Annotated in this window: 12 protein-coding genes; 7 read left to right on the forward strand and 5 right to left on the reverse strand. The window is 71.5% G+C overall.

The annotated features are described in order from the left end of the window. Positions 1-110 precede the first annotated feature (110 nt). The 3 genes from OWR29_RS17780 to OWR29_RS17790 are packed head-to-tail and all read left to right on the forward strand — an operon-like array spanning position 111 to position 3894. Entirely contained in the window at positions 111-1253 is a 1143-nt protein-coding gene (locus OWR29_RS17780; RefSeq protein ID WP_267564013.1) for a glycosyltransferase, read from the forward strand. After that, positions 1253-2344 (forward strand): glycosyltransferase, encoded by a 1092-nt coding sequence (locus tag OWR29_RS17785; RefSeq protein ID WP_438872623.1) that lies wholly within the window; start codon positions 1253-1255, stop codon positions 2342-2344. The genes OWR29_RS17780 and OWR29_RS17785 overlap by 1 nt, the downstream gene beginning before the upstream one ends. 8 nt (positions 2345-2352) lie before the next feature. Continuing rightward, positions 2353-3894: a glycoside hydrolase family 130 protein gene (locus tag OWR29_RS17790; protein ID WP_267564015.1), complete on the forward strand. Its 1542-nt coding sequence runs from the start codon at positions 2353-2355 to the stop codon at positions 3892-3894. Here the strand turns inward: OWR29_RS17790 and OWR29_RS17795 are convergent. Together OWR29_RS17795 and OWR29_RS17800 are read right to left on the reverse strand one after the other, a co-directional pair. After that, a complete protein-coding gene (locus OWR29_RS17795) occupies positions 3833-4537 on the reverse strand; it encodes a response regulator transcription factor (protein ID WP_438872608.1) in 705 nt (234 codons plus the stop codon). The two genes, OWR29_RS17790 and OWR29_RS17795, sit on opposite strands and share 62 nt — an antisense overlap. After that, positions 4534-5637, reverse strand: a complete 1104-nt coding sequence (locus OWR29_RS17800) for a sensor histidine kinase (RefSeq protein ID WP_267564016.1) — start codon at positions 5635-5637, stop codon at positions 4534-4536. The genes OWR29_RS17795 and OWR29_RS17800 overlap by 4 nt, the downstream gene beginning before the upstream one ends. Positions 5638-5745: 108 nt before the next feature. Here OWR29_RS17800 and OWR29_RS17805 point away from each other — a divergent pair, with 108 nt between their 5' ends. Further along, positions 5746-6396 (forward strand): YqeB family protein, encoded by a 651-nt coding sequence (locus tag OWR29_RS17805; RefSeq protein WP_267564017.1) that lies wholly within the window; start codon positions 5746-5748, stop codon positions 6394-6396. Here OWR29_RS17805 and OWR29_RS17810 read toward each other — a convergent pair. Next, complete coding sequence (locus OWR29_RS17810; protein WP_267564018.1) at positions 6372-7214, reverse strand: methyltransferase domain-containing protein; 843 nt, start codon at positions 7212-7214, stop codon at positions 6372-6374. The two genes, OWR29_RS17805 and OWR29_RS17810, sit on opposite strands and share 25 nt — an antisense overlap. Before the next feature lie 91 nt (positions 7215-7305). Here OWR29_RS17810 and OWR29_RS17815 point away from each other — a divergent pair, with 91 nt between their 5' ends. Further along, the gene (locus OWR29_RS17815) at positions 7306-8328 is read left to right on the forward strand and encodes a Gfo/Idh/MocA family protein (RefSeq protein WP_267564019.1); all 1023 of its coding nucleotides are present in this window, start codon (positions 7306-7308) and stop codon (positions 8326-8328) included. Here the strand turns inward: OWR29_RS17815 and OWR29_RS17820 are convergent. Next, complete coding sequence (locus OWR29_RS17820) at positions 8318-8863, reverse strand: TetR/AcrR family transcriptional regulator (protein WP_267564020.1); 546 nt, start codon at positions 8861-8863, stop codon at positions 8318-8320. The genes OWR29_RS17815 and OWR29_RS17820 overlap by 11 nt on opposite strands. Before the next feature lie 64 nt (positions 8864-8927). Between OWR29_RS17820 and OWR29_RS17825 the strand changes: the two genes are divergently transcribed. Beyond that, entirely contained in the window at positions 8928-10367 is a 1440-nt protein-coding gene (locus OWR29_RS17825; RefSeq protein ID WP_267564021.1) for an MFS transporter, read from the forward strand. Between the two features lie 907 nt (positions 10368-11274). After that, a complete protein-coding gene (locus OWR29_RS17830) occupies positions 11275-11550 on the forward strand; it encodes a hypothetical protein (protein WP_267564022.1) in 276 nt (91 codons plus the stop codon). Positions 11551-11871: 321 nt separating this feature from the next. On the opposite strand, the gene OWR29_RS17835 is transcribed toward OWR29_RS17830, so the two are convergent. Then, entirely contained in the window at positions 11872-12744 is an 873-nt protein-coding gene (locus tag OWR29_RS17835; RefSeq protein WP_267564023.1) for an alpha/beta fold hydrolase, read from the reverse strand. Positions 12745-12810 lie beyond the last annotated feature (66 nt).

Raw genomic sequence — 12810 nt, forward strand, 5'->3', positions numbered from 1 at the left:
GCCATTTCCCGGATCTCCGCAATGGCGTTTGCGCGCGCCCGGCACAGCCCTGTCCGGGTGCGCTGAGCCGTGCTGCGGACAGGCAGCCGCAGAGCGAGAAAGGCCTAGTCATGCCCGCGACGTACGGTTTTCTGAGTACCTATCCGCCGACCCAATGTGGTTTGGCCACCTTCAATGCCGCACTGGCCACGCATCTGAACACGAACGGCGGCTCCGGCGTCGTCCGGCTGCTCGCGAGCGACAGTGTCAGCGGCGGCATCGAACTGGACCGGGGCGCTCCCAGAACCGTGCACACCTGGCACACCGACACCCCCGGCGGCTGGCGCACCGCGGCCGCCGCACTCAACCGCTTCGACGTGGCGATCCTGCAGCACGAGTACGGCATCTACCCCGGTGACGCCGGCAACGAGGTGCTGCCGCTGCTGCGCGCGCTGCAGGTGCCCTCGATCGTCGTGCTGCACACCGTGCTCAGCTCGCCCGACCCGCTGCAGCGGCAGGTGCTCGAGCAGATCGCGGCCACCGCCGACGCCGTGGTCACCATGACCGACACCGCCCGGCAGCGGCTGACCGCCGGGTACGACGTCGACCCGCGCAAGATCTCGGTGATCCCGCACGGCGCGGCCAGCCGCGGCACCGGCCCACGCGAGGAGCACGACCGTCCGCACCTGCTCACGTGGGGCCTGCTCGGCCCGGGCAAGGGCATCGAATGGGCGCTGCGGGCACTGGCCTTGATCGAGAAGGAAAACCCGGTCTACACGGTCGCCGGTCGTACGCACCCGAAGGTTCTCGAGCAGTTCGGCGACGCCTACCGCGACTCGCTGAAGGCGCTCGCCGCCGACCTCGGGATCACCGACTCGGTGTGCTGGAACGACGCGTACCTGGAAGAGGACGACCTGACCCGGCTGATCCGCTCGGCCGACGTGGTGGTGCTGCCGTACGACTCGACCGAGCAGGTCACCTCGGGCGTCCTGATCGAGGCGGTCGGGGCCGGCATCCCGGTCGTCGCGACCGAGTTCCCGCACGCCGTGGAGCTGCTGGCCGACGGCCCCGGCCTGCTCGTGCCGCACCAGGACCCGGAGGCGATGGCCTCGGCGATCCGGCACGTGCTGGCCGAGCCGGGCCTGCCCGGGCGGCTCACCGGCCTGGCCGGCGGCCCCACCCTGCGCTGGCCCGCGGTCGCCGCGCGCTACCAGGCCCTGGCCAACGGCCTGCTGGCCACCCGGTCCCCGCTGGCCGCGTCGGTTCCGGCGTGATCACGGCCGCCGGCGGGCTGCGCCTGGTCCCGCCCCCGATCCAGCTGGCCGACGCCCCGCCACCCGACTGGAGTCACGTCGCCCGCCTGTCCGACGACACCGGATTGCTCGAGCACGCCCGCAACGCGATCGTCCGGCGCGAGCACGGCTACTGCGTGGACGACGTGTCCCGGGGGCTGCTGCTGATCAGCCGCGAGCCGCGGCCGACGGTCCAGCTGGTCGGCCTGGCCGAGCGCTACCTGGCCTTCCTGACCCACGCCCAGGGGCCGGAGGGCGGCTTCCGCAACCGGTTCTCGTTCGAGCGGCGCTGGGAGGACGAGCCCTCGCTGGGCGACTGGTGGGGACGCGCGCTGTGGGGGCTGGGCACGGCGGCCGCCCGCTCGACCGTGCCGTGGATCCGGCGCGAGGCGATGAACGCTTTCCTCATCGGCTGCCGGGCCCGGTCGCCGTGGTCGCGGGCCATGGCGTTCGCCGGCCTGGGCGCGGCCGAGGTGCTGCGGGCCGATCCGCGCGCCCGCGAGGCGGCCGAGGTGCTGGCCGACGCGGCCACGGTGATCGGGCTGCCGTCGAAGAAAGAGCCGGACTGGGTCTGGCCCGAGCCCGAGCTGACGTACGCCAACCCGGCCCTGCCCGAGGTGCTGATCGCCGCCGGTGACCTGCTGGGCGACGAGACCCTGCTGCGCTCGGGGCTCAAGATGCTGGCCTGGCTGTGCCGGGAGCAGGACAACGGCGGGCACCTGTCGGTGGTGCCGGTCGGCGGCTGGCGGCCCGGCGTGCCCAAGCACCGCTTCGACCAGCAGCCGATCGAGGCCGCGGCCACCGCCGACGCCTGCGCCACCGCGGCCGCGGTCACCGGCGACGAGCGCTGGGACGAGCAGCTTTTCCGGGCGATCGCCTGGTTCCTGGGCGACAACGACGGTCAGACGACGATGTACGACCCGCTAACCGGTGGATGTTATGACGGACTGACGGCAACTGGTCCTAATGTGAATCAAGGAGCCGAATCCACCCTCGCGCTCGTCTCCACGCTGCAGCATGCCCGCACGCTGGCGACCCGGAGCGCGACCCGACCGTCAGGCGGCCTAGCGTGACCGCAACCATGAATACTCAAGACACGATCACCCGCCACGACGTCGTCATGCAGCCGGACGGCCGGCGCGTCGTGATCAAGCTGTTCGTCCCCGGTGAGGACTCGCAGACCGTCAAGAACCGGGCCGGCCGCCTGATCGAGCGCATCCTGCAGCTCGACGAGGAAGAGATCGGCCGGCTGCTCGACGACGTGCTGACCCGCTTCGGCGGCCGGCACCACGATCTGCTCGGCACGTTCCAGCACCACTACGAGCTGGTGCAGCACCGGGTGCCGCCCGAGATCGAGCTGTCGCCGACCGCGCGCTCGCTGATCGGCGCGTACTTCAGCCACGAGTTCGCCGTCGAGGCGGCCGCGCTGTGCAACCCGTCGATGGTCGAGCACCCCGACCAGGCCGGCCTCGAGCCGGGCGAGCTGCGGGTGGCGATCAGCCTGCGGCAGATCGGCGAGGGGCACATCTCGTCCATCGGGTTCTGCTCGGCCGTGCTCGGCCCGGGCGACACCCTGCGCATGGAGGACCGGGGCGGCCCGCTCCTGGTCGGCCAGCGGGTCGGCGCCACGCACTGGAAGAACCAGCTGGCGGCGGCGCTGATCGATGCCGAGATCGACAACGAGGCGTCCTCGTACGTGGTCTCGGTGCTGCCCGAGCGGTTCACCGACGTCGAGTTCGAGGACACGATCGCTCACATCCCGGGCGAGCTGCTGGCCCGGCCGCACTCGCAGGAGACGATCGACCGGATCCGGCACATCGTCAGCGAGGACTACGCGCTGCAGTTCCCGTGCGCGGTGCCGCTGCACCAGCGGGTGATGTGGCCCGCGACCCCGGCCGAGAGCAACGGCATGGAAGATGCACGGTTCGTGCGGGTGACCGACCCGGACGGCCGGCACGTCTACCAGGCCACCTACACCGCGTACGACGGAAGGCAGATCTCGGGCCGGGTGATCTTCTCGCGCGACCTGCGGCACTTCGAGGTGACCCGGCTCAGCGGGCCGGCCGCGGCCAACAAGGGCGTGGCACTGTTCCCCCGCTACATCAACGGCAAGAAGATGGCGCTCTGCCGCTCCGACGGCGAGACGCTGGGCCTGGCCGTGCGGGACGACCAGCACCGGTGGCAGCCGTCGCAGCCGCTGCTCATGCCGCACCGCGGGTGGGACCTGATCCAGGTCGGCAACTGCGGCTCGCCGATCGAGACCGAGGCCGGGTGGCTGGTGCTGACCCACGGCGTCGGCCCGATGCGGCGGTACGCGATCGGGGCCATGCTGCTGGACCTGGACGACCCGTCGAAGGTGATCGCCGACCTGCCCGAGGGCCTGATCGACCCGGACGACATCGAGCGCGAGGGCTACGTGCCGAACGTGCTCTACTCGTGCGGCGGGCTCGTGCACGACGGGCGGTTCTGGATGCCGTACGGGGCCAGCGACGTGCGCATCGGGTTCGCCAGCATGCCGCTGGACGCGCTGCTGGCCCGCATGGTGCCGGTCGGCCGCAAGGTCAGCGGGCGTCGTGCACCAGCAGGGCGATCTGCACCCGGTTCGTCAGCGACAGCTTCGTGAAGATCCGCGACACGTACGCCTTGACGGTGGCCGTGCTCATCAGGAGTTCCGTGGCGATCTCGTGATTGGTGCGGCCCTCGGCGATCAGCCGGGCCACGTCGTTCTCGCCGGGGCTGAGCCGGGCCAGGGCCGTTCGCGCCCGATCGCGGCCCGGGTCGGCCCCGGACACCATGCCGATCATCTTGCGCAGCACCTCGGGCGACATCATCGGCTCGCCCGCGGCCACCCGGCGCACGGCGTCGGCGATCTCGCGCGGCGGGGTGTGCTTGAGCAGGAAGCCGCCCGCCCCGGCGCGCAACGCCCGCAGCACGTGCTCGTCGGTGTCGAACGTGGTCAGCACGATGACCTGAGGCGCGTCCGGGCGGCGGCGCAACGACTCGGTGGCGCTCAGCCCGTCCAGGCCCGGCATGCGGATGTCCATCAGCACGACGTCGGGCCCGTGGGTGTTGACGGCCGACGCCACCTCGGTGCCGTCGGTGACCGCGCCCACCACCTCGATGTCGTCGAACGCGCCCAGCATCATCGTCAGCCCGGCCCGCACGAGAGCATCGTCGTCGACCAGCAGAACCCGGGTCGTTCGGCCGGCCGCGGCCGGCGCCCCGGCACCGGGAGCGCCCGCGGACACCGGCTTTTCGTCGCTCACGTCGACCACGGCAGCCAGGCTCTCAGATGGAACTCGCCGCCCGTGGTCGGGCCGTGCTCCAGGCGCCCACCCGCCAGCTGCACCCGCTCGCGCAGCCCGGCCAGGCCGACGCCGGCCCCCGGCATGGCCGGCCCCGGCGCGGTGAGGACGTTGCGGACCGCGACATCGAGCCCGTGTCCGGCGCCGCCGCTGATCGCCACCCGGACCGGGGCGCCGGGCGCATGCTTACGGGCGTTGGTCAGCGCCTCTTGCACGATGCGGTAGGCGTGCCGGCCCACCGACACGGGCACCCCCTCGCCGCCGTCGAGTTCCAGGCCCACCTCGGCCCCGGCCGACCGGGACTGTTCCACCAGGGCCGGAACGTCGCCCAGGGTGGGCTGCGGCCGGTCCTCAGCCGGGGCGCGCAGCATATGGATCACGGACCGAAGATCCTCGAGCGCGTCGTGCGCGGTCTCGCGGATCAGCCCGGCTGCGCGCTGCTCGTCGCCGGACGCCTCCCGGCGTACCTCCAAAGCGCCGGCATGGACGGCCAGCAGCGAAAGTCGATGAGCGAGCACGTCGTGCATCTCGCGGGCCAGGCGCTCGCGCTCGGCCAGCCGGGCCTGCTCGATGCGCAGGCGCTGACCCTCCTCGGCCTGGCGGGCCCGCTCGGCCCACGAGGCGACCAGCTGGCGGTGCGAGCGGATGAGCATGGCGATCGCCACCAGGCTGACGTGCAGCAGGACGAGGAAGGTGACGGTCTCGTAGAAGAGCCGGGTGCTGCCCAGCGCGAGGAAGTAGATCGAGCTCACCAGCACGGCGTGCAGCGCGACCAGCCCGGCCGTCACCCACGGGCGGCGGCGCAGCCCGACGGCGAACAGCGCGATCGGGGTGGCGCCCATCGGCATGGCGAACAGGATGCCGAGCGGGATGAGGACCAGAGCCAGCGTGACCGGACGACTGCGCCGGAACAGGACCAGACCGGCCACGGCCAGCGCGCCGGTGGCGACCTCGGCCGCCACGGGAGCGCCGTCACCCTCGCCGATCGAGGTGGCCAGGAAGAAGAGGCCCAGCGCGACGGCCACGGCGGCCAGCGCGATCTCGGTCAGCCATCTCTTCATGCCCCGACGCTACCGACGGCGTACGACAAAAAGCAGTCGACTTTGGTCTACGCCGCCTCGACCCGAGTCGGTATCGGCCGGCCCGCCGCCGCCGGAAGACTCGGTGGCGTGCTGGAACAGGAAACGACCGTGCCGACGCCCTGGTGGTCGAGGGTGCTCGTGTGGCTGCTGCTGCCGGTCGCCGGGGCCGCCCTGCTGTGGGGGATCCTCTGGCTGATCGACCGGCTGCCCTTCGGCGGTCCGTTCAATTTCGTCCGCGAGCTGCCCGAGCCGTGGGATCTGGTGGTGGCGCTCGGCATCGGCTTCGTCCTCGGGCTGATCTTCGCGGCGCTGGTCGACGCCGAGTCGCTGACCGTGCGGATCACGCCGACCGAGGTCGTGCTGACCCGGCCCGGGCATCGGCGCGAGGTGCCCAAGGGCGAGATCGCGCTGGCCTTCCCCGACCGTGACCAGCTGGTGCTGCTCGGGCGCACCGGGCGCGAGCTGGCCCGCGAGCCGAACCACCTGTCGAAGCAGAAGCTGAGCGCGGCGTTCGGCGCGCGCGGGGTGGCCTGGGCCGAGAAGGATCCGTACCTCGAGGCGTACCGGCGCTGGGTGCCCGGTCTGCCCGACCTGCCCGACGCAGTGTTCACCGCCCGGCAGAAGGCGATCGCGGCGGGCGACGACGACGATGCGCGTGAGCTGCGCGAGGAGCTGGGCCGCCTGGGCTTCGTGGTGCGCGACGAGAAGAAGCGTCAGTACTGGCGGCGCGCCTCCTGAACCGTGCCGGCGACGGTCCAGATGGTCAGGATGGCCAGGAAGTCACCGCGCGCGCCGGCCTCGTCGACGTGCGAGAACCACTTTTCCCGTACGCCGGCAGGGGTCGTCCAAGCCGCTTCGGGGACCATGGGGTTGACCATGGGCAGCACCACCGCGGCCGACGCCGGGTCGCCGAAGACGCAGGTGACCGGGGTCGCGCGCACGTCGGTGAGGCCCTTGCCGACGAGGCGGCGGCGCAGCGTGCGGCCCATGTCGACCTGCTTCGGCGTGAGCCGCCCGTGCATGGCCGCCACGACCGTGCGGGCCAGGGCCGGCGGCACCCCGTCGAAGGCCAGCGAGCTCCAGTCGGTGTCGATCAGGCAGATCCGCCCGCCGGGCCGGGTCACCCGCACCATCTCGGCGATGGCCAGGTCGGCGTCGTCGACGTGCTGCAGCACCCGCTCGCACCAGACCCCGTCGACGCTGCCCGCCGGCAGGTCGATGGCCGACACGTCACCCGTGGTGTAGCGCACGTTGCTGCCGTCGTGCCGCTCGACCGCGGCGGCGATGGTGGCGGCCGAGTAGTCCAGGGCGGTCACGCCGCCCGTCGGCCCGACCTCGTGGGCCAGCCAACGGGCGACCTCACCGGCCCCGGAGCCCGCGTCGAGCACCTGCCAGCCCGGCTCGGGGCGCAGCGCGTCCAGGGCCGTCCGCCGGACCCGCCGGATCTCGGGGTGCCGGCCCATCTCGTCCAGGGCGGCCAGCAGCATCGCGGTCATCTCGCGGGGCTGCCCGTCGAGGTCGGCGAACGGCGTGCGTTCGATCTGTGCGGGCTTCATGGGACGAATGTTGGCCCATCGGAAGCTCTGCGCTGAAGTACCCGTCACCCATCCGACAGGCGGCGGCGAAGATGTGGCAAGGTTTCGAAGCATGAGTGACGCGGTGCGGTTCGGGCTGGTCGGCTACGGCTCGGGTGGGCGAACCTTCCATGCCCCCCTGATCGCGTCGGCGGCCAACATCGAATTCCTCGGCGTCGTCACCACCAACGACGAGCGGCGCAAACAGCTGGCCGAACAGCACCCCACCGCGACCGCGTACGACTCGATCGGCGCGCTGGCCGAGGCCGGGGCCGAGGCGGTGGCGATCTCGACGCCGGTCACCACGCACGCCGAGCTCGCGCTCGAGGCCATCGCCCACGGGCTGCACGTCGTGGTCGACAAGCCCTTCACGCTGGACGCCGAGCGCGCCCGCGAGGTGGTGGCCGCCGCCAAGGCCAAGGGTGTGCTGCTCAGCGTCTATCAGAACCGGCGCTACGACTCCGACTTCCGCACGCTGCGGCGGCTCATCGACGACGGGCAGTTCGGCACGGTCCGGCGGTTCGAGTCGCGCTTCGAGCGGTGGGCGCCCGAGCGCAAGCCCGGCGCGGCCGGCGGCGGCACCCTGCTCGACTTCGGCTCCCACCTGGTCGACCAGGCGCTGCTGCTCAACGGGCCGGCCGTCCGGGCGTACGCCGAGGTGCGCGGCAGCGGCGAGCTGGACGACGACTTCTTCCTGGCCCTGCACCACGTGAACGGCGTCGAGTCGCACCTGTGGGGCAGCTGGCGCCAGGGCGCGCCCGGCCCCCGCTACCGGGTCGCGGGCACCACCGGCACGTTCGTGGTGCTCGGCGTCGACGGCCAAGAGGCGGCGCTCAAGGCCGGGCAGTCCCCGGCCGATCTGGGCGACGAGTGGGGCGTCGAGCCCGAGGCTGCGTGGGGTCGCATCTACCGCGGCGACGAGGGCACCCGCGTGCGCAGCGAGCGCGGCCGGTGGGACCTGTACTACCCGGCCTTCGCGGCGGCGGTGCGCGGCGAGGGGCCGCTGCCGGTCGAGCCGGCCGACGTGGTCCGCAACATGACAGTCCTGGACGCGGCCCGCGAGAGCGCCCGCAGCGGGCAGACGATCAGGCTCTGAGTCCACTCAGCGCGATCATGAGCACCCGGTCGCGCTGGGCGTCATCGACATACGTACCGGAAGTCAAGCCCGAGACCAGGCGCAAGAGGTCGTCGAAGCTGGCGTCGCCACGCACCTCGCCGGCCGTCTGAGCGCGCTGGAACAACGGCTCGCCGGCCTCGTACATCGCCTCGCGGCACGAGCGGAACATCTCGGACTCGCGATTCAGCGCCTCGATAACGGCTCGCTTGGTCTTCGCGTACGAGACAAACTGTTCGAGCCAGGTGGTGAGCGCCTGCCACGGCGGCAACTCGGCCACCTCTTCGGCGACGCGGGCCAGCTGGCTGATCTCTTCGACATAGACCGCCTCGAACAGATCCTGCCGGGTCGGGAAGTTGCGGTAGAGAGTCCCGATGCCGACACCCGCGCGGCGGGCGATGTCTTCGAGCGACGCCTCGGTGCCGTTCTCGGCGAAAGCCTCCCGCGCGGCAACCAGCAACGCGTCGAAGTTACGCCGCGCGTCAGCACGCTGCGGACGGCGTACGGCAACCGCCATCGGAGACGCTCCTCACACGTAATCCGGTTGCGAACCGGAGGCACCCCTCCACTAATGTGGAGGCATGCCTCGACTTTACCAGCGTTCGCCGCGAACGACCTTCGCGGTCCTGGCCGCCGCCGCGGCGGCCTTCTCGCTCATGCAGTCGCTGGTCACGCCGGTCCTCCCGACGATCCAGCAGGACCTGCACACCTCGGCCGGCACGGTCACCTGGGTGCTCACCGCCTGGCTGCTCAGCGCGTCGGTGGCCACCCCGCTGATGGGCCGCATCGCCGACATGACCGGCAAGGACCGGGCGCTGCTGGTCGCCCTGGCCGCGATCGCCCTCGGCTGCCTGCTGGCCGCGGTCGCCCCCAACGTCACCGTGCTGATCATCGCCCGCGTCGTGCAGGGCCTGGGCGGCGCGATCTTCCCTGTCTCGTTCGGCATCCTGCGCGACGAGTTCCCGCCGGCCCGGGTCACCTCGGCCATCGGCGTGCTGGCCGCGGTCATCGCCACCGGCGGCGGCCTCGGCATCGTCCTGGCCGGCCCGATCGTCGGCGCGCTCAACTGGCGCTGGCTGTTCTGGCTGCCGCTGGCCGTGGTCGTGCTGGTCGGTCTGGCCGCTTGGCGGCTGGTTCCGGCTTCCCCCGTACGCACCCCCGGCCGCGTGAATTGGCTGTCGGCCGCCCTGCTGTCGGCCTGGCTGGTCGCGCTGCTGCTGCCGTTGAGCAAGGCCACCGCCTGGGGCTGGACGTCGGCCCGCACCCTGGGCCTGCTGGCCGCCGCGGTGGTGCTGCTGGCCGCGTGGCTGCTGGCCGAACTGCGCTCGGCCGAACCCCTGATCGACATGCGCATGATGCGCCTGCCCGCGGTCTGGACGGCCAACCTGGTCGCCCTGCTGTTCGGGGCAGCCATGTTCGGGGTGTTCGCCTTCCTCCCCCAGCTCATGCAGATCCCGGCCTCGTCCGGCTACGGCTTCGGCGCCACGGTGACGGGGGCCGGCCTGCTGATGCTGCCGATGCTGGTCACGATGGCCGTCTTCGGTTCGCTGAGCGGCCCGCTCACCCGCTGGGCGGGCAGCAAGTCCCAACTGCTGTGGGGTGCGGCGCTGAGCACGGTGGCCACGCTGTCGCTGGCTCTGCGGCACGGCGCCCCGTGGGAGGTAGCGGTGGCCGGCGGCGTCTTCGGCATCGGCCTCGGACTCGTCTACTCGTCGCTGGTCAACCTGATCGTCCAGAGTGTCCCCCGCCACCAGACCGGCGTGGCCAGCGGCATGAACACCAACATCCGAACCATCGGAGCCTCCATCGGCACCGCGGTCGTCAGCTCCATCATCACCAGCCACCCGGGCGCCCAAGGCCTCCCCGCCGAGTCCGGCTTCACCGAGGCCTTCCTGGTGCTGACTTTCGTCGCCGCCGCAGCTTTCCTGGTCGCCCTGCTCGTGCCGACGGCCCGCAAAACGGCTCCCGAGCCCACTCCGCGGGCCGAGACCCTGCCCGAACTGAGCCCGGTCGAGGTCTGACTGCACGACGCAGCAGCGCGCGCCCGCCTTCCGAGAAGGGCGCGCGCTGCTGTGTCGTTCGCTCTCATCGGAATTCGGAAGCTGGCGATCCCGGCCCAGCCTGACCAGCAAGATGGGATATTCACACGCCGACAATGAGATATGGGAGTCGAGCGTCGACAACCTATCCGCCAACCATTTTTTCTCGCCGCCAATCGAATTGGAGCATCTTTCTCGCGACTAGTTCGTTACGATTACCGCGGGTGCCTTCCGGCGATCCGATAAGCACCTGCGATCCATCCAAGAGACTCCCGGCACCCGCCGTAAGCCATGGTCGGTACCGCGCCGGCCGTGGACACAAGGACCCGGCACCCGCTGGCTTCGTGCCGTTGGCGGACCAAACTCGATCGGCGCGCCGACACGGACCGGATGACGGGATCGGAATCATCGGCCGATCCGAGCCGGCCGGCTTGGTCGAATCCGCGGGCCGAGCCGAGTCGCCGGGCTGGGCCGAGCCGCCAAGCTGGGTCAGATCCACAGCCTGGGCCGAACCAGCAGGCTGGGCCGAATCCGCGGGCTTGTCCGGGTCGCCGGGTTGGGCGGAGCCGGTCAGCTGAGGCGGATCCGCAGGCCGGGGTGCAACTACGGGCTGCGTCGAGGCGGTGGAGCGAGGTGAATCGGCGGGCTGCGCGGAGGCGGCAGTGCGGGGTAGATCTGCGGGCGGGGCCTGATCCGCTGGGTTCTCGGCGGAGGTGCCGGACCGAACCGGGCCGATTGTTGTCTCATCGCCCAGCACCGGCCTGGGTGGCCGCCGCTGCCAAGCCACCTCGGGATCCCAAATCAATGGCGGCACCCGATCAACCTGATCGTGCAGACCCGCGACCGCGCACTCCCGCGAACACCCGTGCGACCGGCACAACTTCGCCGCGTGGCGCCGCACCAGACCCCATCGCCGTCGACGGGCATGGTCGCGCCGGAATTCATTCTGCTCCGGCGAATAACGACGCGACCTGGTCCGGTCTCGCATAGCGTCGATCTCCGACCTGGAAAACAACCCGAGCTGCCCCATAAACCATTATTCCGCGCCGAGAAGATCGCCCGCAAAAACGATCATGCCATTCTCAGAATGAGAGCCGCGGGTGCCGGCACAACCGAGATGGCCATTCCGGGCGACGAGGACAGCGGTCCGACGGCAATTGTCTGAACTTCCAGTCCGACGATGTGGTGCCCGCAATGCTCTGCGGGTTCTGGGTCTCGCCGCTCAGCCGGAGCAATCAGATGACCATGTGGCGGCCCGCGCTCTACCGCGCATTTCGCCCCGCCTGCAGTGGGTCACGCGGCTAGATCCACCGGCGTCTGGAGCGTGTGCGCCGACTCCGGAATCCGTTCCAGATCGGCGGCCCGTGCCATACCGCGGAAAGGCCCCGACGCCAGGCATAGCTATGCCCCGGGTCGCATGCAAGCAGAGGCGAGTCCCGGGGCGTACGCCGAGAAGGCTAGCACTACGGTTCGTCCACGCGAACGCTCAGACGGTGATGTGGGCCAGCAGGTTTTCGACGATCGCGTCGAAGTTGGCGATTAGCGACAGATGCCCCTCGTCCGGGTTCAGGTGCACCTCGGCGCCGGGCACGTGGTGGGCCAGCCAGTGGCCGTGGGCGGGCGGGACCATTCTGTCCTGGTCGCCCTGCCAGATGGCTACCGGCACTCGGATGTCGGTCAGGGGGAAGCCCCAGTCGGCCAGGAAGGCCAGGTCGTCCTCGCGCCAGCCGGCGATGCCGGCCGAGACCGCGTACCGGGTCGACTCGGCCAGGTAGTCGGCGAAGCCGCCGGTCAGAGCGCGCTTGTCCACCTCGGACAGCAGGTCGCCGAAGGCGGCCACCACGTCGTCGGCGGTGACCCGGGACAGGTCGTCGGCCATGCCGGACAGGAACTTGTCCAGCGGTTGCACGCCGTCGGCCGCGGCCTGGAACTCGGCGATGTTCTCTTCGCCCATGCCGTCGAGCCAGTCGAGGCCGGACGCGTCGTAGGGGGCTACCCCGGCGATGGTGGCCGCGCCGGCGCAGCGGCCGGGCAGCAGGGCCGCGCAGGCCAGGGCGTGGGGGCCGCCGCCGGACCAGCCGACCGTCACGAAGTGGGCCGCCTCGAGCCCGTCGAGCAGGGCCGCGGTGTCGGCGGCGACGTCGGCCACGCGGCGGCCGGGGTGGGGTGTCGAGCCGCCGTAGCCGGGGCGGCTGGCCTCGACGATGCGCAGGCCGTGCCGCAGCGCCGAGTCGACGATGGGAGCGAAGCGGACAGCGCCGGAGGGGGTGCCGTGGTGCAGCACCAGCGGCAGGGCGCCGGGCGGGCCCTCCACCAGGTATTCCAGCGTGCGGCCGTCAGGCAGGACGATGCGTTCCACAGGGCTGAATCTACGCGAAGTGCACGGCAGAGGGGCCCGCGTAGGCAACGCGGGCCCCTTCCGTGA

The sequence above is a fragment of the Paractinoplanes pyxinae genome (assembly GCF_026626335.1).
Classification (GTDB): Bacteria; Actinomycetota; Actinomycetes; order Mycobacteriales; family Micromonosporaceae; genus Actinoplanes; species Actinoplanes pyxinae.

Excerpts from the sequence above, each read along its gene's own strand:
- OWR29_RS17800 (WP_267564016.1), bottom strand. The coding sequence starts at position 5,637 with ATGAAGAGATGGCTGACCGAGATCGCGCTGGCCGCCGTGGCCGTCGCG.
- OWR29_RS17790 (WP_267564015.1), top strand. The coding sequence starts at position 2,353 with ATGAATACTCAAGACACGATCACCCGCCACGACGTCGTCATGCAGCCG.
- OWR29_RS17820 (WP_267564020.1), bottom strand. The coding sequence starts at position 8,863 with ATGGCGGTTGCCGTACGCCGTCCGCAGCGTGCTGACGCGCGGCGTAAC.
- OWR29_RS17780 (WP_267564013.1), top strand. The coding sequence starts at position 111 with ATGCCCGCGACGTACGGTTTTCTGAGTACCTATCCGCCGACCCAATGT.
- OWR29_RS17825 (WP_267564021.1), top strand. The coding sequence starts at position 8,928 with ATGCCTCGACTTTACCAGCGTTCGCCGCGAACGACCTTCGCGGTCCTG.
- OWR29_RS17815 (WP_267564019.1), top strand. The coding sequence starts at position 7,306 with ATGAGTGACGCGGTGCGGTTCGGGCTGGTCGGCTACGGCTCGGGTGGG.
- OWR29_RS17810 (WP_267564018.1), bottom strand. The coding sequence starts at position 7,214 with ATGAAGCCCGCACAGATCGAACGCACGCCGTTCGCCGACCTCGACGGG.